Source organism: Pseudanabaena sp. PCC 9330, from assembly GCF_055795045.1.
On sequence record NZ_JAYFES010000117.1, the window covers coordinates 420810 to 439785 of the forward strand.

Below are 18976 nucleotides of genomic sequence, written 5' to 3' on the forward strand. Positions count from 1 at the left end.
GGGGTAGCTAAAAATGTATCTAAAGGACGTGATCTTGCTCCCTAAGATACTCTGGCACCCCCCCGGCTACAATCCCTCGGCCAAATGTGGGCGGGTGCAGGTCTGGTCGCTAGGACGGCGATCGCTCTTTGATAAACGCTTCTGCCTGGTCTGGGGGCAAGGGCGGCGCGATCAAAAATCCCTGAATGGCATCACAGCCCAGCTGCTGCAAGCGGTTGAGCTGAAACTCGGTTTCTACCCCTTCGGCTGTTACCATCAGGCCCAACGACTGGGCAATCTGAATGATGGCTTTGACGATGCTGACATCGTCGTGGTCAATGTCGATATTTTCTACAAACGATTGATCAATTTTGAGGTTGTTGATCGGAAACTGCTTGAGATAGCTCAGCGAAGAATAGCCTGTGCCAAAGTCATCAATGCTGATTTCGATGCCTTGCTCCTGGAGGTTTGACAGGGTAGACAGCACCGCCTCCACATTGGTGAGCAGCAGACTCTCCGTCACTTCTAGACGCAAATGGGTGGCGGGCAGCAAGGTGCGTCTCAGCACTCTATTAATCTGCGCAAAAAACTGAGAACTCTCAAATTGAGCCGCCGCCACATTTACACTTATTTTGAGTCCGTTAGCCGACAGCAACCGCCGACCCCAGTCGGCCATCTGGCGGCAGGCTTCCTCCAAAATCCATTCGCTTAGGGGCATAATCAGCCCCGTCTCCTCCGCCAGAGAAATAAACTCGCCGGGAGACACCAGACCTCGCTGGGGGTGCACCCACCGCACCAGCGCCTCAAACCCCAGCAGCTGCCGGGTGGCTAAGCTGACAATGGGCTGATAGTAAAGCATAAATTCCTGACGCTCTAGAGCCTGGCGCAGACTGGTTTCTAGCTCAAACAGCTGAATGGCGCTCTCGTGCATGGCCGGGTTAAAAATTACGTAGCCAGACGACACCCCCTGGGCCTTGGCCCGATACATGGCGTTGTCGGCATCGCGCAGCATGTCTTCGCTGCGGGTGTAGTTGGGGCTGGCCAGGGCAATGCCCAGACTGGCGGTGGTAAACACTGTATGGCCCATCAGGGTAAACGGCGATTTGATGTCGTCCTGAATGCGATCTACCACCTGGATAGCCTCGTGCAGGCCAGCAATATGCTCTAGCAAAATCACAAACTCATCGCCCCCCAGCCGGGCGACGGTATCGCTGTCCCTGATGTGGCGTTGCAGAATGTGAGCGATCTGGATCAGCAGCTGATCGCCCACCAGGTGGCCCAGGCTGTCATTGATCACCTTGAAGCGATCTAGATCGATAAATAGAACGGCGAAGAGCTGATCGGGGTAGCGGTTGGCCCGCTGCATGGCCTGATCGAGTCGTTCGGTAAATAGGGTGCGGTTGGGCAGGCCGGTGAGAGCATCGTGGAGAGCCTGGTGGCGCAGTTCTTCTTCGGCCAGCTTGCGATCGCTGATATCGATAAACGTCACCACCACCTGGGTCAACTGCTGGGCCTCGTTAAAGGTGGGAAAGGCATTGACCAAAACCCAGCGGCAGTCTCCACTCTGGGGGTGGCGGATGCCCACCACATAGTTTTTCACCGGGTGCTGGCTGGCCAGCACCCGATTGGCTGGATAGTGTTCTGGGGGAAGGGGATTGCCGGTCTCATCTAGCAGGGTCCAGGACGGGCTGACGGCTGGCTTTCCCACAATGGCTTCGGTGGGCAGGTTCAAGAGCTGTGCTCCCATCTGGTTGCACATCAAAATGGTGCTGTCGCTGGCGTGAACGATCACCCCAGCGTGGAGGTGATCGACCAGCAGGCGATGGTTGGCTTCGCTGTACCCCAGTTTTTGCAGGGCCACCTCCAGGGAGTGGGTCTGATCTTGCAGCGTCTGATTGACGGTGGCCAGGGTCTTGGTGCGTTCGTCGACTCGCTGCTCTAGGGTATCTAGGGTGTGGCGCAGCTGGGTCATCATGTGGTTAAAGGCCTCGGCCACCGCCGCAAACTCGTTGTTGCCTGCGATCGCCAGGGGTTGGCTCAGATCTTGCCGGGCAATGCGATCGGCGGCAGCGGTCATCAGCGTCAGGGGGGTGATAATCCGCCGCCCGAGGGCAATGCTGGCCCAGCTTGCCAGCGCCAGCGCCGTTAAGGCGGTGGCCAGGAGCGCCGCGTTGCTTTGATTGGCGATTTTGGCCAAGTCGGCCCGAGCCTGGGTAGCCCGGGCCGCAGCCCGATCGCCAATGGTGACAATAATGCCGTTAATATCGCGATCGACATTGCCCGCAATGATGCGGTTTACCTGCACCTGGCGATCGAGCAGCAGTAGCGCATTGAGCGAGACTTGGTAGGTTTGCATCAACGCCCGAGCCTCGGGGCTGATCGCCCCCGCAGGCAACTGATCTAGACTCTGGCCCAACTGATCTAGGCTGGCGTTCAGATCGTCGAGATAGGCCCGATCCTGGGTATTGATATAGGCCTGCTGCTGGGCCATCAGCTGCCACACCAGCCTTTGCAGGGTGGCAAGATCTGGGCTTTGATTTGAGCTTTGATTTGGGCTTTGATCGGGGTTGGGCAGGGCCGCGAGTAAATCCTTCAGCTGCTGGTGCAGCCCATGGTTCAGGCTATCCTCTGCGATCCGGCCAGTGGTGGTTTCAAACGCCGTGTTGTAGTTGTTAAAGAGCGAGGCCAGCAGGGCAAATTCTTCAGCCAGATCAGGGTTTTGGCCTTCTAACTGCCGCAGTGCTGCCAAATTTTCACGGGCTTTGGCTAGATAGGCCCGGTTAGCCTGCACGTGAGTCTGCTTGGCGCTGCTGCCATTGCCCTCCTGCCACCGATCAAAGTAGGCCTCCTCCGCCTGGCGAGCCAGCAAAAAATTGGTTTTTAGCTTCAGGCTCAGCTCCCGCAGCTGGGCGGCGTTGTCGAGGGTGGTTTGGCTGCGGTAGCGCAGCCATTGCAAACTGCCGTAGCCAATGGCGGCGCTAAGGCCATGCAGCAGCAAAATAACTCCAAATCCCAGCATCAGCTGGGCGCGAATCGAGTTGCGCCACCGCCACGGGCCACCACTCATGGTGATTCCTCACTCTCAGCCATCAGCTTGATTACGGTATCTTGCAGCTGGTCGGCAGCCACAGCGGGGTCTGCCCCGTCATAGATTTGGTGAATGGTGGCCGCGATCGCCAGGGCGACCTGGTTCCACTGAGGGTGCAGCACGGCTGTGGGGCGAGAGGTCTGCATGGCGGTTTGCACCGTCAGGGCGTAGTCGAGGTTCATCGCCTCGGTGTAGACCGACGGCGTCAGCCAGGTCGAAAATCGGGGTGCCCCCCCAGTGGCGACGGCAATTTTGGCTTCCATCTCGGCGCGGGTAGCCCATTGCACAAACAACCAGGCGGCCTCGGGCTGGCTAGACCGCCTAGGAATGCCCAGCCCCCACAGCCAGTGGCCCGTCAGGCTTTGCTGGTGAACCTGAGGTAAAACAGTGTAGCCCACCTGACCGGCGATCGCAGAGGTGGCTGGATTTTCAAAGTCAGGCCCAAACAGGCTGGCGTCGATGTAAAACGCCGCCTGGCCGGCGGCAAACAGGGCGGTCGCCTCCGGCCAGTCCATCTGCTGGATATTGGGCGGCCCCGCCTGCATGAGCTGAGCATAGGTCGTCAACCCCGCGATCACACGGGGGTCATTGAGACGAGGGGCTTGCCAGTCGCCGTCAAACCACAGGTTAAAGGGCAAAGGCGTCGGGTCAGCCCCCCAACCGTTGAGCACAATCCCAGAGATGCCATCGATAGTGGTGTCACAGGGTATGCCTCGCATCACCATCCCGATCGCCTGCCCGCTGGCGTTAATCTGGTTAGCCGCCTGCACCAGCTCAGCCATAGTTTGCGGCACCTGGCCAGCCAAAAATTGATCGACCAAACGCTGGTTGTAGAACAGAATATAGGCCTCAAAGGTGGCGGGAATGCCAAATAGCTGTGAGCTACTCTCGTTGGGCGGGTACATGGCCGCCAGCCGAAACCCCTCAGGAAAGTCAAACAGGTTATAGTCAGCCACCGTTAACGCCGGGTCGTTGAGAAATGGCGTCAGTGGCAGCAGCAGGTCGTCGTTCCACAGGCGGTAGGCGGTGGAGTCCATCGGCAAGAAAAAAGCATCTGCCGTTACCGGGTCGGCCCGCAGGGCGGCTTCCATCGCGGTGAAGTATTCTGGCTCCGCCACGATGCGGATCTTCAAGGTGATGCCAGTTAGTGCCTCAAAGTCTGGCAGATAGGGCAGCAGCCCCGTAGTCCAGGGGTGGTCATCTAGCAACAGTGCAATTTCGGTGCCCGCAAACCTTTGCCAGTCAAAGGTTTGACCAGCGTCGGTAACAGTGCCATCGATAGGGGAACGGGCATCGGTGGGGGGACGAATTCGTGGTCGGCAGTTCGTAGTTAGGCCCGCCACCATTCCCGCTGCCGTCAGTTGCAGCAACCGGCGACGGCGGAGTGTGCCCATAGACTGAGCCAATAAATTTGGTGTCACAGTAACGATTCAACAGGAACAATCAGGGGTAGAGGCTAAGTGTATCTGCACATAGCTCTACCCCTAATATGCCCCTGGTTGTCGATCTATGGATCGATAGCCAGCTCTTCTCTAAGCGGCGGTGCTGGGGCTACCGACCCAGCACCGCAGCCCCTTCGTAGAAAAAGATACCGGCGATGCAGCCGGTCATCAGCGTCGCCAGGGTGCCAGCCCAGAGGGCCTTCCAGGCGACCTCGCTGATGTCTTTGCGGCGTGAGGGCACCAGCGTTGACAGCCCCCCGACGAAGATGCCCACCGAGGGCAGGTGGGCAAAGCCGCAGAGGGCGTAGCTGACGATCACCAGGGCGCGATCGCTCAGCGTTCCCTCGGCGGCGGCATTGGCCAGACCAATATAGGGCGGAATCGCGGTCTCTAGAAACCGCCGCCCAATCAGCTGCGACGACAGCCACAGCTCTTGCCAATCGAGCGATACCCCAGTGAGAAAGGTGAGGGGCAAAAACAGCACCCCCATGATGTTTTGTAGGGTGACAACGCTGAAGATCTGGCCGATCAGCCGCAGGGGACTGAGGCTGCTGTTGGCCAGCAGCGCCAGCTGGGCAAACAGCAGGTCGAGCAGGGCGATCAATCCCAGAATCGCGATCAGTGCTGCGACAATGCCCACCGCCATTTTGACGCCGTCGAGGGCACCTAAAATCAGACTATCCATCGGGCTCTGATGCTCTTCGTCGGCCAGCTCGATGGCGGGCACCTTGCCCAGGGTCTCGGGCACCCCGGTCTCGGGCACCAAAATTTTGGCCATTACAAAACAGGCCGGAATCGTCAGCACCGAGGCCGACATCAAATGCCCAGCAATGGAGGGAAATATGGGCCGCAGATAGCCTGCGTAGAGGCCCAGCACCGTGGAGGCGATCGAGCCAAAGCAGCCCGCCAGCACCGCGCACAGTTCGCTGCGGGTCATGCGTTCGAGAAAGGGCTTGATGGCGATCGCCGACTCAATGCCGACAAAAATATTCGCCGCCCCTGCCAGCGCCTCGGCCCCGCTGAGATTCATCGACCAGCGAAAGAAGCGGGCAAACACCCGCACAATCGGCTGTATCACCCCCAGGTTGTAGAGCAGCGCAAAGATCGAAGCAAAAAACACCACCTGGGGCAGCGAGCGAAAGGCAAAAATGTAGCCCAGGTTGAGGTTGTCGGCCCCCAGGCGATCGCCCGGCACAGCGGTAAAGGCAGGGGTCAGGGCGCGGGCAATCCAGCGACCGGCCCCGCCAGGCCCCACGGGCTGATTGAGCACCGGCACAAAAATGGGGCCAAACAAAAACCGCGCCCCCGCATCGGAGGCGTCGATCAGCGCATTGAGCAGCGAACTCAGCCACACCACAAACTCACGGGTAAAGGGCAGCAAAAACACCAGCATGCCCACCACCAGCTGAATGCCAATGCCCCACCAAATCAACCGCCAGGGCACCTGTCGCCGGTTTTCTGACCCCAGCCAGGCGATAAAACAGAGGCCAAAAAGGCCTAGCAGCGAAATTAAGCGCAGTGCCATCGTGTGCCTGGTCTCCCACTTACCCAAACGTCTCAAACCTGCCCCGATTATGCCGAAGAACGCTGCCAACGAAGCGACCTGCCCCAGAACTTAACCAATTGGGGGGTTGCAGGTTGCAGGTTAGTTGAATCTGCCCACTTTCTAACCCGCCTACACCGCTCTAACAGGCCAGATCTCCCCTGCCCGCGACGCTCTGAAAACTTCAAGACCTCTGGCTCACCTCTGGCCCATAATGGTACTGACCCACCGCCCCGCACCATGGACGCTTTTTCGCCTTTTCCGCCCGAGTGGGCCGAGTCTGCTACCCACGCCACTGAGTTTTGCTGCCCCCGCTGCGGGGCCGAAAGCCGCCAAGCCAAAGCGGTGTGGATCAATCGGCGATCGCCGGTCTACGGGGCCGATCACCGCCGCAAGTGGCAGGAGTTTTACCACTGTGGGGAATGTGCCACCCCCTGGTGGGCCTGGAGTAGCGATCGCCCCCCGTCGCCCTACGGCACTCTCGATGACGAGGAGAGCGATCTGTTCTAGGGTGATGGTCTAGCCCCCGCGATCGCCCCCCGTCCTATGCAAAAAACTATCCATGTCTTTGGCAGCCTGAATATGGATCTGGTCTGCCGCTCGCCGCGCCTGCCCCAGCCGGGAGAAACCATTTTGGGTACAGCCTTTGCTATGCTGTCCGGCGGTAAGGGGGCCAACCAGGCGGTGGCGACAGCGCGGCTGGGATCACCTACCCGCCTGGTGGGTAGAGTGGGAGACGATGCCTTTGGGGCTCAGCTGCTCCAGGGTTTGCAAGCGGCTGGGGTGAACGTTGATGGTGTGGCGGTGGATGCGATCGCGCCCACCGGGGTAGCGGCGATCGCCGTCGACGATGCCGGTCAAAACACCATTGTGGTGGTGCCGGGGGCCAACGCTCAGGTGGGCGACGAAGATGTGGATCGCCTCAGCCCCAAGCTTTCACCAGGGGATCTGCTGCTGCTGCAATTCGAGGTGCCTTTACCAGCGGTGACTGCCGCCGCCCAGGCCGCCCAGGCCCAGGGGGCTATGGTGATAGTCGATCCGGCTCCAGCCCGCACTGACCTGTCGCCAGAGTTTTTTGCTGTAGTAGATGTGCTGACCCCCAATCAGATCGAGGCCAGCCAGATCACCGGGCTACCGGTCACCGATCCTGCCACCGCTGCCGTCGCCGCCCGCCAACTCGTGCGCCAGGGCATTGGCACCGTCATTGTGAAACTGGGTGACCAGGGGGCGGTGGTGGTGACCCCAGACGTTACCTTTCACCAGCCCGCTCTGCCCGTCCGTGCTATTGATACCGTCGCGGCTGGAGACGCCTTTAACGGCGGCTTGGCGGTTGCTCTAGCTGAGGGCATGGGTCTACAGGAAGCGGCCCGGTTTGCCACCGCCGTGGCCGCCGCCGCTGTCATGGCACCGGGGGCGCAGGCCTCAATGCCAGGTCGATCGCAGGTCGATAGCCTGCTAGCGCAGCTGCCAGAGAGCGGCTGACGATTGGCTCCTGCCCTTGCTTCCCCGACTCTCTTATTGTTTCTCTACAGGCTTACCCACACAGCATGGCCCGACCTCACACCCAGGAATGGCGGACAGAACTCGACGACCTGATGCGCGGCATCGCGGGGGCATTTTTATTTGGGGCTCCGTTTCTCTACACCATGGAGGTGTGGTGGAAGGGCAATTTCACCTCGCCGCCCCGCATGATGCTGATCTTGGGCATGGCCTATCTGGCCCTGGTGCTGCTGAACTTAAACGGTGGGTTTCGCGCCCAGCAGGCCCGCACCCGAGCCCAGGTTTTGGCCGAAAGTGCCGAAGGTCTGGCGATCGCCCTGTTTACCGCCACCCTCAGCCTGATGCTGATTGGCATCCTCCGCTTTGAAACCGGCATAGACGCGGTGATGGGCAGAGTGATTACCCTGTCATTGCCCTTTGCCATTGGCGTGGGCATTGCCAACAACCTGCTGCTAAAAACCGACGACGATGACGCGGCTCCGGCCAAAAAGCCCGATCACACCTGGCGGAGTACGCTGTCGGATGCCGGGGCGGCCATGCTGGGGGCGATCGTAGTGGGCTCGTCCATTGCCCCTACCGATGAAATTCCCATGATTGCCAGCTCGCTTTCGCCCCTGCGCCTGCTGTTGATTATGGCCAGTTCGCTGCTGCTGTCATACATCATTGTGTTTCAGGCCAATTTTGGCGGGCAGCGGCAGCGGCGATCGCAGTCCGGCCTTTTTCAAAGCCCACTCAGCGAGACCGTGGCCTCATACCTGATTTCGCTAGCGATCTCCATGCTGATGCTGTGGTTGTTTCAGGTCATTCGCGTGGGCGACCCAATTAACCAATGGGTGAGCTATATCATCGTATTGAGTCTGCCCTGCACGATTGGCGGTGCGGCAGGTCGCCTGGCTGTATAACCCCCCAACTCCCCCCAAACTTCCCCCAAACTTCACCATGTCTGAAAAGCCTATCCGCAATCGAGCTGAATGGTTTTCCCTCGGCATTTCCCTCACGCTGCTGTCGGCGGTGGTGGCTACGGTAGCGTCTCTGTGGCTTAACCCATCGCTCAAACCCGCCGAGTTTGCCGTAGAACCGGGTAAAGTACGGTCGGCTAACAATCACTACTACCTGCCCATCACCATCAAAAACGAAGGCGATGCCACCGCCGCCCAGGTCACCGTAGAAGGCACCTTAGCCACCGCCAGCGACGCCGAAATGGCGACCACCACCTTTGATTTTGTCCCCGCCCGTTCTGACGTCGAAGGTGTACTGATCTTTAGCCAAGAGCCCACCTCGGCAACGGTGCGCGTCGTCAGCTATCAGCAACCTTAGAACTATTCTGGCAGCGAAAATATTCAAGAATTTTGCTCTATCTAAGGGCGCAGGCCCTGCTACCTGAGGGCAGTTTCTTTCCCAAACATCTCTCTAAGGTTATTCCAACTCACCAACATCGATCGTGGAGAATGTGGAGAATATTGTCGCCTGGCCAACAGCCTAATTTTCGGAATAGGATGCTGGCAGGATGTAGGCAACGGTGGATTTTGCAGACTGCCCCCAGTCTGGCAATTCGTTTACCGTTGCTTACAACCAACCGGAACCATGTCGATTCGTCCTCTTACCATGCCCCCCCAACCTTTCCTCCAGGGCGACCCGGCTGACGATTCCTCTGCCTTTGAACTGGTGGATATGGCCACTGCCCTGGGCCGCACCGTCAGCGATCGCAGCCCTGCCCCCCGCCCCCGCTGGGAATGCACCCGCGTGCTCACTGGCCACAGTAGCTGGGTGCGATCGGTGGCGGTCAGCGCCGACGGCAATTTTATCGTCAGCGGCAGCGGCGACAAAACCGTGCGCGTTTGGAACCTGGCCACCGGCCACACCATGCAGACCATCGACAGCCACCACGCCTGGGTGCGGGCGGTGGCCGTCAGCCCCGATCGCACCTGCTTTGCTAGCGTCAGCAACGATAACGCCATACAACTGTGGGATTTGGCCACCGGTCAATCTCTCGGCCAGCTAGAGGGCCATAGCAGCTGGGTGCGGGCCGTAGCCTTTAGCCCCAGCGGCCAATACCTGTTTAGCGGCGGCCAAGACAACAAAATCTGCGTCTGGCGGCTGAGCGATTCTGGAGCAGATCGCTGCGCGAAGCGCGCTCTGGTGCACCGCTTCAACGGCCATAGCCACTGGGTGCGGGCGATCGCCGTCAGCCCCGACGGCACCACCCTGATCAGCGGCAGCCAAGACCAGACCATTCGCCTGTATCGGCTCAAGGGCAAGGGCACCAACCGCATTCTCAGCGGCCACACTGGCGAGGTGCTCAGCGTCGCCGCCAGCCCCAACAACTGGCTCCTGGCCAGCGCCAGCGCCGACTGCACCGTCCGCTTTTGGAAACTCAACAGCGGGCGCGAAACCACCTGCTTTAAGGCCCACCCGGCCCCGGTCAACGGCCTCGCCTTTAGCCCCGACGGCAAGCTGTTGGCCACCGCCAGCAACGACAGCACCATTCGCCTGTGGAATATGGAACAGGGCCGCCTGATAAGCATTCTCACGGGTCATGAGGGCTGGGTTTGGGGGGTCGATTTTGCCCCCGATGGCAAAACCCTGGTCAGCGCTGGCTGGGACGGCACCGTGCGAATTTGGCGGGAGACGTGACGGGTGGAGAGGGAGCGTTTTGAGTTCTTAGTTTTGAGCTGACTGCCCAGTTCAAAATTCAAAGCTCACGCAGTCCTTCGGCGCTAAAGGCCAACGATGGCTCGCGTGTACTCGCGGCGCATAGCGGCGATCGCATCAATAGATATCCCCTTGGGGCACACCGCCTGACACTCGCCGTGGTTTGAGCAGTCGCCAAAGCCCTCAGCCGCCATTTGGTCGCCCATGGCCAGCACCCGCTGGTGCCGCTCGGGGTGGCCCTGGGGCAGCAGCGCCAGGTGGGCCACTTTGGCGGCGGTGAAGAGACTGGCCGAGGCGTTGGGGCAGGCGGCGATGCAGGCTCCGCAGCCGATGCAGGCGGCGTAGTCAAAGGCGGTATCGGCGTTGGCCTTGGGGACAGGGATGGCGTTGGCCTCTGGAGCCGACCCGGTTTTAACCGAAATATAGCCTCCGGCCATGATGATGCGGTCTAGGGCGCTGCGATCGACCACCAGGTCTTTAATCACAGGCAAGCCCTTTGCCCGCCAGGGTTCAACAATAATCTCATCGCCGTCGCTGAAGTGGCGCAGATATAACTGGCACGTCGCCGTTTGGGCACGGCCACCATGGGCTTTACCGTTGATCATGACCCCGCAGGAGCCGCAGATGCCCTCGCGGCAGTCGTGGTCAAACTCGACTGGGTCACCGCCTGCGTGAATGATCTGCTCGTTGAGCACATCCAACAGTTCGAGAAACGACATGTCGGGGTGAGCACTGGCCACGGTGTAGGTCTGGAACTGGCCGGGAGCAGAGTCACTGGGCTGCCGCCAGACCTTAAGGTGAAGTTGCATGGGATGGGGTAAACGGGTGTGTCTGTAGTGTAGCGAGTGGGGGAGTGGAGGAGGTGGCTAATTTTGGCCTCGGATTGGTTGGTCTAACGTCTTAGTCTCTCCTCAAATGGTATAAATCAGGCAGTCTTGTTGAACGGTTATGGCCAAAGGTAAATCTAAAACTGGGGCTGGTTCGGGGGCGGGCGACAACTACGCCTACCGCGAGTTTGGCCCCGCCGACCCGATGGCGCGGGGGGTGCCCGATCGCCCCCCCAACCAGCAGACGGTGCGGGTACAGGTCAGCCGCAAGGGGCGCGGCGGTAAAACCGTCACTATTATCAACGGCTTTCAGCACAGCCCCGACCAGCTCACCGCCCTGGCCAAGCAGCTCAAAGCTCAGTGCGGCACCGGCGGCACCGCCAAAGACGACACTATCGAAATTCAGGGTGACCACGCGCAGAAGCTGGTGGAACTTTTGGTCGCCAAGGGCTATCAGGCAAAACGGAGTGGAGGTTGAAGAGTATGGGCTGGATGGGGAGAGGATGGCTGGGTCGGGGATGGCGGCGATCGCTGCTTGTTTTTGGAGCAACGCTGTTTCTGATCCTGGGTGGCTCAGGGCTACTGTCCCTGCTGCCTGGGGCCGCAATGGTTCCGGCCGAGGTGGCCCAGGCCACTGGCCCCAATCAGGGCGCGGATGACCCGACGGAACCTCGGCCCAACCTGCTACGGCCCTCTGTTCCTGTCGTTATCCCCACTGACATTCAAAGCCACTGGGCGAAAGACTGCATCACAGAACTGACTGAACAGCGCCTGATCGCCCCCGATGCCAGAGGGTTGTTTTACCCCGATGAGCCCATTCTCTGGGATGACTACATCACCCTGTTGAACCTGCTCTCGCCCGTGGGGCCAGCCCAGGGGTGGATGAATCCTCTAGAGCGGGCGCTGGGGGTTCAGACTGCGCCCACGGTGGCGGCCCACTATCCTGACGCTTACTTTCAGCGCGATCGCCCCCTGGTGCGAGCCGAGGGCATTATGGCCCTGGCCACCAAACTGGGCGGCAGCTACCAAATTGCTGCCAACACCATCATCAACGCCAGTCTAGAGGATGGCCGCCAGGTGCCCATCTACGCCCGCGAAGGGGTAGCCGCCGCCCTCACCCAGGGCGTAGTGGTGAACTATCCCCAGGGCAACCGCCTCAACCCCACCCAGCGGCTGACTCGCGGCGAAGCGGTAGCGCTGCTGTGCCGCGCCGCCCCCAACAACCCTGCCCTAAGCCAGACCATTGACCCCGCCTGGGTCGCCCAGGCTCAGACCCCCGCCGTGGCCTCCCCCGCCCGCGAAACGCGCGGCGTGTGGCTGACCAATGTGGATAGCCAGGTGCTGTTTTCTACCGAGGCGCTGCAAGGGGCGGTGACCCGTCTGGCCGACCTCAACTTCAACACGCTGTACCCCGTGGTGTGGAACTATGGCCACACCCTCTACCCCAGCGCCACCGCCCGGCGTGAGCTGGGGGTGAGCCAGCACCTCTACGGCGACCTGCGCGCCCCCGGCCCCGCCAGCGAAAGTGAACGGGATATGATGCGCGAGGCGATTGAGTTTGGCCACGCCCGAGGCATGGCCGTAGTGCCCTGGTTTGAGTTTGGCTTTATGGCCCCTGCCAACTATGAGCTTTACCGCCGTCACCCCGACTGGTTTACCCAAAAGCGCGTCGAACCTGCTGCCCCCAGCCTTCGCAAATCAAAAGAGCAGGGCAACCCTACACCAGAGCCAACCGTAGGGTGGGCACCAACGCCCACCGACGCCCTCAACGACCCCCAGGCCAATGCCCGCGAAAAGCACCGCGTCAAGGAGTATCTCGCTCAGGTGGATGAATTTCTGCCCGACGATGCTCCGGTGGCAGACCCCGGTATTTGGATGGAGGGCAACGTCATCCCCCGCCGCTGGATGAACCCCTTTCACCCCCAGGTGCAGCGGTTTCAGCTCCAGCTGATCGACGAGCTAGTCTCCAACTACGAGGTCGATGGCTTTCAGTTCGACGATCACCTGGGGCTGCCGGTAGATTTTGGCTACGACCCCTTCACCATCAACCTCTACCGGGCCGAGCACAATGGCCAGGCCCCGCCCAATGACCCCCAAGATCCTCAATGGGTGGCCTGGCGGGCGAACAAAATCTCTGATTTCTTAGCGGAGGTTTACAAGCTGGTCAAGACGCGGCGGCCCAATGCCGTGGTGTCGATTTCGCCGAACCCTTATCCCTTTGCCTACGTCAACTACCTGCAAGACTGGCCAGAGTGGGTCAACCGGGGCATTGTCGATGAGCTGGTGATTCAGGTCTACCGCAGCGACCAAAACCGCTTCATGTGGGAAATGAACAAGCCCTCAATTCAGGCGGCGCGGCGCAAAATTCCGGTGAATATCGGCATTCTCAGCGGTTTACGGGCCGCTCCAGTAAAGATGGACTTTATTACCGATCAGATGGCGGCGGTACGCGATCGCGCCCTGGCCGGCATGTCCTTCTTCTTCTACGAATCGCTGTGGATCGCGCCCCCGCCCGAGACCGCTACCCAACGGGTCGATAAACTTCAGCAGGCGTTTGCTATCCCTGCTACCCGCCCTATTCAAGGGGGATAGTCGGTTTGCAGGCTAACCGTTTAACCTGCAAACTTGTTCTCCTTCAAACCCCGTACAGCACGACATTCTCCTGCTCACTGGGGTCATTCCGCGCCACGATCGCCTGGGCCGGTTCGGTATCGCTCAAATTTGTCGGCTGGTGCGGCACCCCCGGCGGAATAAAGAGAAAATCCCCCGCCTCGTTGACGATGGTTTTGGTCAATCCCTCGCCGTAGGCCGTCCTCACCCGCCCTTTGAGAATGTAAATTGCCGTCTCATAGTCTCTGTGAAAATGTGGCTCCGCTGAAGCCCCCGGCGGGATCACCACCAGATTCATGGAAATTCCGTGGCTACCTGTTGTCGCTCCTGAGATACCCACAAAGTAGGGCAGCTTTTGCAGCGTTGCGGTGTCGTGCTCAGGCCGCACAGTGACAATTTCACTGTCACTATCAATGGCAGCGGGTAAATCGGCCATAGGTCGCTCCTGAAATTCTCGGGTTAGGGCTGCTTCATCGCTAGGGTGAGGCCATCGGCAATGGGCACCAGGCTGGCGACCACGCGATCGTCATTATAAATTGCTTCATTGAGGGTACGCAGGACATTGGTGCGTCTGTCTTGCACTGTTGGGTCGGCCACCTGGCCCGACCACAGCACGTTGTCGATCGCAATCAGCCCGCCTGGCCTCACCAATTGCAGTGCCTGCTCATAGTAGAGGGGGTAGTTGCTTTTGTCGGCATCGATAAAGGCAAAGTCAAAGCTGTTAGTTTCCCCCGCCTGAATGAGCTGATCTAGGGTTTCGGCGGCAGGGGCGATGCGCAAATCAATTTTGTGGGCAACTCCGGCTTTGGCCCAGTAGCGGCGGGCGATCGCCGTATATTCTTCACTCACATCGCAGGCCACCAACCGCCCGTCGGGGGGCAGCGCCAGGGCCATCCGCAGGGCGCTGTAGCCTGTGAATACCCCCACCTCCAGCGCCTTTTTAACCCCCAGCAACTGCACCAGCAGCGCCATAAACTGCCCTTGTTCCGGAGCGATCTGCATTTGCGCCATCGGGTGCTGGGCGGTCTCGTGGCGTAGGGCGGTCAGCACCGCAGGCTCATGCACCGAGTGATTGACTAGGTAGCGATAGAGGCGATCGTCGAGGTTGAGGGTTTGGTTGCTCATGGGCCAGGGCTACAACAGCAGGCGAAAAAATCAAAAGAAATTCAGAAGAAAGTTGGGGAGTTTTCCCTTACCCCAGAGGATGTGACTTACCATAGCATCGCAGCTCTAGAATCCCCCGTGGATCGCACCAGGGGACAAAAAGGGGCAAGACTGGGCCTTAAACCCGTGGGGAAGGCGGTCATGGACACAGATTCAGTGGTGCAGGTTTCAGCCATGACCGGCTGGATTATTGGCGTCAGCCACAACAAAGAGCGGGGCTATCAGTGCTGGATCGTCAACCCTGACCTAGACGTGCTCAGTGACGGCACTTTTTACACCACCAGCAGTGCCGCTATGTCGGCGGGGCGATCGTTTGTCGAGCGCTACCGGTAAGCTGGTTCGCCGATCTCTAAAATGGCACGGCAGACTCTAGGGCGATCGCCCTACCGCTGTGGGGATGGGTGAACTGCAGCCTCTGGGCGTGAAGGTAGAGTCGCTGAGTTGGTAAGTTAGAATCCACCGGGCTGGAGCCATAGAGGCGATCGCCCACGATCGGTGCATTTAAACCCTGAGGGTGGGCCGCATGGACGCGCAATTGATGGGTGCGTCCCGTGATCGGATAAAAAGCCACTCGGGTAGTCTCCTCCTCCTGACCTAACACCTCATAGCGGGTTTGGCTAGGTTTACCCTGTGCCCAGTTCACCGACTGCCGGGGCCGCTGGGCCGGGTCACCCCACAGCGGCAAGTCGATCAGCCCTGCCTTCGGAATTTCTATCCCCGTGACGATCGCCTGATAGGTTTTCTGCACCTCACGCCGCTGAAACTGCTGACTCAAACTGCGATGGGTGGCTGCATCCAGCGCTAACAGCAGCACTCCAGAGGTATCTTGATCAAGCCGATGCACCGGCTGCAGAAAGCTGGCCTCAGGTCGCGCCCACTGCAGTCGGGTGAGCAGGCTATCTTGGCGATCGCCGTAGCGCCCCGGCACTGACAATAGACCCGCAGGCTTATTCACCGCAACAATCCAGTCGTCCTGGTACAGAATGGTGATCTCTAACTCTGACTGAGCAAGTCCGCCTTGGAGAGCGCCAGGTGGTAGTGAAGCCGACGGCGTCACAGCTGTATCCGCTTGTAATACTCGATTCGACAGCCCTCCCAGCAAAAAGCCCATAATGGGCTGACAGCGCTCGGCGCAGGTCTCATAAAATACCCCCGGCTTCCGATCGCCCTGGGGTGGCCCCCACCAAAACTCAGCCATCGCCAGCGGCGTCAGACCCTGCTGCGCTGCCGCCATCAGCAGTTTGGGAGCGCAGCAGGTGCCCGTGCCCGTAGGCAGATCGCCCAGGGCGGCGATCGCCACCGATTCGCCCGCAAAGTTAAACAGTCGGTAGGCGGTGTGCATAGCAGTCTGGAGCTGGCGAGAGAGATCGCGCCGCTGCTGTTTAAGAGTGGCAATCTCAGCATCGGCAGCTTGGATCGCGGTTTCTAGGGGGGCACAGCGATCGCACCACTGCTGCTTAAAGCGCTGCTTTTCAGCTTTGTCAGCCCGGCTCTGCTGGTCCAGGGCATAAAGCGAATGAATTAGGGCTTCCCCTGCCAGGGTGTCAGCCAGGGTCTGGCGCTTGCGATCGCGGGTCTGCTTGCGATCGCGGTGGCGCTGGTTCAAACGCTCACGTTCTACCGCCATTGCTGCCTGCAATTGAGCATAAGTAGCGCGTTCGGGCAGCTGCTGTAGTGCGATTAAGCGATTTTTGATGGCGCTGAGGCGATCGAGGGTGTGGGCTTCCTGCAGAGCCACCTGCCCTCGCCCCGGCACTGGCGGCACCCAGCCCGGCCACTGGTCTTGCCCTCGCCACAGCCCCGAAAACGCCTTCAGTACGCCAATATCGCCAGCGACAGTTCGCACCAGCAACACCCCATACATCTTGCCCTCAGCCAAGTCTGTCTGCCTTAGCCGAGCCATTAGCCCCTGGGCAACGGCCTTTGCCAGCGCAGTCCGTGGCAGCCGATAGAGTTGCCCCGTGCGAGGGCAGATGCCCTGATAGTAATAGTCAACGCCCTCGCCGAGGGCAGGCCCATCTCCCGACAAAAAGGCCTCAAGCGGGTGCAGTTCTAGCACAGCAGTCAAATGGTTACAGGTGCCCGTCGTTGGAACTATAAATCTCATCAAGCGGCTAAGCCGTTTTCGCCATCCCCAGTCAGATAACAGGCCTACCCGACAAAACTCGAACCGATACAACTCCACTTCAATCCTGAATTCGAGCTCTTGCCTACCGAGTGCAGCGTCAAGTGTAATTGTAGGGTGCATTCGCGAAGCAATGCACCGCAAGGAATCTGCCATCCCGGGGGCCTAAACCGTCTCTTGAAACTATGAGTTCGCAGCTCAGCCCGCCCGATGACACCTCCCTGCAATTGTGATCCAGATCACAATTGCTGTCCTAATCTAGCTAAAACGCACTAGAAGACGACCCCTGGGAAATAGAATCGAAAGCGGTTATACAGTAACCAGACTTTAACTTGGGCCAACTCTAAGGGGGAAATGGGCGCATGAATTCGCTTGGAAGACATATTTTGGTGGAGTTCTTTGGCTGTTCAGCGGAGATCCTCAACGATGTACCGCTGATTGAGAGCAGCATGGTAGGGGCCGCTGCCGACGCCGGGGCAACGGTGATTAGCTCGGTGTTTCACCACTTTTCACCCTTTGGGGTGTCAGGGGTAGTGGTGATTCAAGAGAGTCACCTGGCCATTCACACCTGGCCCGAGTACCGCTACGCGGCAGTCGACCTATTTACCTGCGGCGATACCGTCAATCCCTGGATTTCCTTCGACAAGCTCAAAGCCGCTTTTCAAGCCGACTACGGCTCGGCCCTAGAGCTCAATCGGGGGCAGTTAGAACTCTTTGAGCGCATTGATATTGACCTAGGCGAACTGCGCGACGAGGCCACCAACAAGCTGGTGACGCCCAAACAGAGCCGCAGCGTCTGGTTCACCGATAAGAACGACGATATCGCCCTGTCCATCCGCCACAAGGGAGAGCGACTTTTCCGCGAGAAGTCGCCCTACCAAACCGTCGAAATCTTCGACACCTTTGCCTACGGTAAGATGCTCACCATCGACAGCATGGTGATGTGCAGCGAAAAGGATGAAAACGCTTACCACGAGATGATCATCCATGTGCCCATGCTGCTCAACCCCAGCTTTAAAGACGTGCTGGTGATCGGCGGTGGCGACGGCGGCAGCGTGCGCGAGATTCTCCGCCACCCCCAGGTAGAAAAGGTCACCATGGTCGAAATCGACGAAGCCGTAGTGCGAGCCTCAAAAGAATACCTGCCCTCCCTCTCCGGAGCGCTCAACGACCCCAAGCTTGACCTCCGTATCGAAGACGGTATCGCTTTTGTCGCTAATGCTCCCGACGCCACCTACGACCTGATTGTGATCGACTCCTCCGACCCGGTAGGGCCTTCGGAGGGGCTGTTTAGCACCGCTTTCTACGAGCAGGTCTATCGATGCCTGAGGCCGGGCGGTGCGATCGCCGCCCAGAGTGAATCGCCCCGCTTTAACCAGCGAGCCTTTGTGGATATTCACCACTGTTTGCAGGGCATCTTTGGTGCTGACAACGTCTACTGTTACCTAGCGTTCATCCCCACCTACCCAACAGGTATGTGGAGCTTTAACTACGCCACCAAAGGCGCAGCCCACCCGCTCCAGCACATGGATGTCGCAAAATCTGAGCTATTTGCCTCAGAACACAGCCTGCAATACTACAACGCAGCCATACATCAGGCTGCCTTTGCTCTGCCCACCTTTGTACAAACCATGTTGAAGGCCTAACCGACCTCCCTGCCAACACGGATCGCATTGGGCCTCAGGCTTTCAGTCCTAGGCCCAATGCAAAACTCTTTTAGCAGTCTTTGAAGACTGGCTACCCCAGTCCGCCAAAACTCTGGGCATTTTCAGAACAGAATGACCTCCGACAGCGCTAGCCACCCCCACCCCACAGCTTAACTGGGCCGCGCGCTCTCGTTGAGACACCGACACTCGGTTTGGAACCGGGGGTTTGTGAGTCGGATTTGGAATTAAATCTTCCCCTATTGCCTTCTGTATTTTCATCTACAGAGCCACGCTGGCATCACCTCAATCCATATACCCCTTGTGCAGAGGGAATTCCGGCCACTACCCGTGCTGTTCTTTTCCATGCTCTGACCGCCATATACGGTGTTGGCTGAGAGAT

General features: G+C 59.3%; 16 protein-coding genes. 9 read left to right on the forward strand and 7 right to left on the reverse strand.

The annotated features are described in order from the left end of the window. Positions 1–109: 109 nt before the first annotated feature. The 3 genes from AC0QKW_RS24060 to AC0QKW_RS24070 all read right to left on the reverse strand — a co-directional run bounded on the left by AC0QKW_RS24060 (position 110) and on the right by AC0QKW_RS24070 (position 6034). The gene (locus AC0QKW_RS24060) at positions 110–3046 is read right to left on the reverse strand and encodes an EAL domain-containing protein (RefSeq protein WP_473153641.1); all 2937 of its coding nucleotides are present in this window, start codon (positions 3044–3046) and stop codon (positions 110–112) included. Continuing rightward, positions 3043–4461, reverse strand: coding sequence for an extracellular solute-binding protein (locus tag AC0QKW_RS24065; protein ID WP_473153642.1), 1419 nt, complete (start codon positions 4459–4461; stop codon positions 3043–3045). The genes AC0QKW_RS24060 and AC0QKW_RS24065 overlap by 4 nt, the downstream gene beginning before the upstream one ends. Before the next feature lie 157 nt (positions 4462–4618). Continuing rightward, the gene (locus AC0QKW_RS24070; protein WP_473153643.1) at positions 4619–6034 is read right to left on the reverse strand and encodes a NupC/NupG family nucleoside CNT transporter; all 1416 of its coding nucleotides are present in this window, start codon (positions 6032–6034) and stop codon (positions 4619–4621) included. Between the two features lie 258 nt (positions 6035–6292). On the opposite strand from AC0QKW_RS24070, the gene AC0QKW_RS24075 reads away from it, so the two are divergent. The 5 genes from AC0QKW_RS24075 (at position 6293) to AC0QKW_RS24095 (ending at position 10186) form a co-directional block, all read left to right on the forward strand. Further along, on the forward strand, positions 6293–6562 hold the full coding sequence (locus AC0QKW_RS24075) for a hypothetical protein (protein ID WP_473153644.1): 270 nt from the start codon (positions 6293–6295) through the stop codon (positions 6560–6562). A 36-nt stretch (positions 6563–6598) separates the two neighbouring features. Beyond that, entirely contained in the window at positions 6599–7534 is a 936-nt protein-coding gene (gene rbsK, locus AC0QKW_RS24080; protein ID WP_473153645.1) for a ribokinase, read from the forward strand. 65 nt (positions 7535–7599) lie between these two features. Next, positions 7600–8454, forward strand: coding sequence for a TIGR02587 family membrane protein (locus AC0QKW_RS24085; RefSeq protein ID WP_473153646.1), 855 nt, complete (start codon positions 7600–7602; stop codon positions 8452–8454). Between the two features lie 37 nt (positions 8455–8491). Further along, a complete protein-coding gene (locus tag AC0QKW_RS24090) occupies positions 8492–8869 on the forward strand; it encodes a hypothetical protein (protein WP_473153647.1) in 378 nt (125 codons plus the stop codon). Positions 8870–9157: 288 nt separating this feature from the next. After that, on the forward strand, positions 9158–10186 hold the full coding sequence (locus AC0QKW_RS24095; RefSeq protein ID WP_473153648.1) for a WD40 repeat domain-containing protein: 1029 nt from the start codon (positions 9158–9160) through the stop codon (positions 10184–10186). An 83-nt stretch (positions 10187–10269) separates the two neighbouring features. On the opposite strand, the gene AC0QKW_RS24100 is transcribed toward AC0QKW_RS24095, so the two are convergent. Further along, the gene (locus tag AC0QKW_RS24100; protein WP_473153649.1) at positions 10270–11013 is read right to left on the reverse strand and encodes a succinate dehydrogenase/fumarate reductase iron-sulfur subunit; all 744 of its coding nucleotides are present in this window, start codon (positions 11011–11013) and stop codon (positions 10270–10272) included. Positions 11014–11152: 139 nt separating this feature from the next. Between AC0QKW_RS24100 and AC0QKW_RS24105 the strand changes: the two genes are divergently transcribed. After that, positions 11153–11509, forward strand: coding sequence for a translation initiation factor (locus tag AC0QKW_RS24105; protein ID WP_473153650.1), 357 nt, complete (start codon positions 11153–11155; stop codon positions 11507–11509). Between the two features lie 128 nt (positions 11510–11637). After that, the gene (locus AC0QKW_RS24110) at positions 11638–13623 is read left to right on the forward strand and encodes a glycoside hydrolase family 10-like protein (protein ID WP_473153651.1); all 1986 of its coding nucleotides are present in this window, start codon (positions 11638–11640) and stop codon (positions 13621–13623) included. Positions 13624–13666: 43 nt separating this feature from the next. Here AC0QKW_RS24110 and AC0QKW_RS24115 read toward each other — a convergent pair whose 3' ends face one another. Further along, the gene (locus AC0QKW_RS24115; protein ID WP_473153652.1) at positions 13667–14077 is read right to left on the reverse strand and encodes a cupin domain-containing protein; all 411 of its coding nucleotides are present in this window, start codon (positions 14075–14077) and stop codon (positions 13667–13669) included. 23 nt (positions 14078–14100) lie between these two features. Further along, on the reverse strand, positions 14101–14766 hold the full coding sequence (locus AC0QKW_RS24120) for a class I SAM-dependent methyltransferase (protein ID WP_473153653.1): 666 nt from the start codon (positions 14764–14766) through the stop codon (positions 14101–14103). 180 nt (positions 14767–14946) lie between these two features. On the opposite strand from AC0QKW_RS24120, the gene AC0QKW_RS24125 reads away from it, so the two are divergent. After that, on the forward strand, positions 14947–15138 hold the full coding sequence (locus tag AC0QKW_RS24125) for a hypothetical protein (RefSeq protein WP_473153654.1): 192 nt from the start codon (positions 14947–14949) through the stop codon (positions 15136–15138). A gap of 16 nt (positions 15139–15154) precedes the next feature. On the opposite strand, the gene AC0QKW_RS24130 is transcribed toward AC0QKW_RS24125, so the two are convergent. Then, entirely contained in the window at positions 15155–16864 is a 1710-nt protein-coding gene (locus tag AC0QKW_RS24130; protein WP_473153655.1) for an RluA family pseudouridine synthase, read from the reverse strand. 428 nt (positions 16865–17292) lie between these two features. On the opposite strand from AC0QKW_RS24130, the gene speE reads away from it, so the two are divergent. Next, complete coding sequence (speE, locus tag AC0QKW_RS24135) at positions 17293–18576, forward strand: polyamine aminopropyltransferase (protein ID WP_473153656.1); 1284 nt, start codon at positions 17293–17295, stop codon at positions 18574–18576. Positions 18577–18976 lie beyond the last annotated feature (400 nt).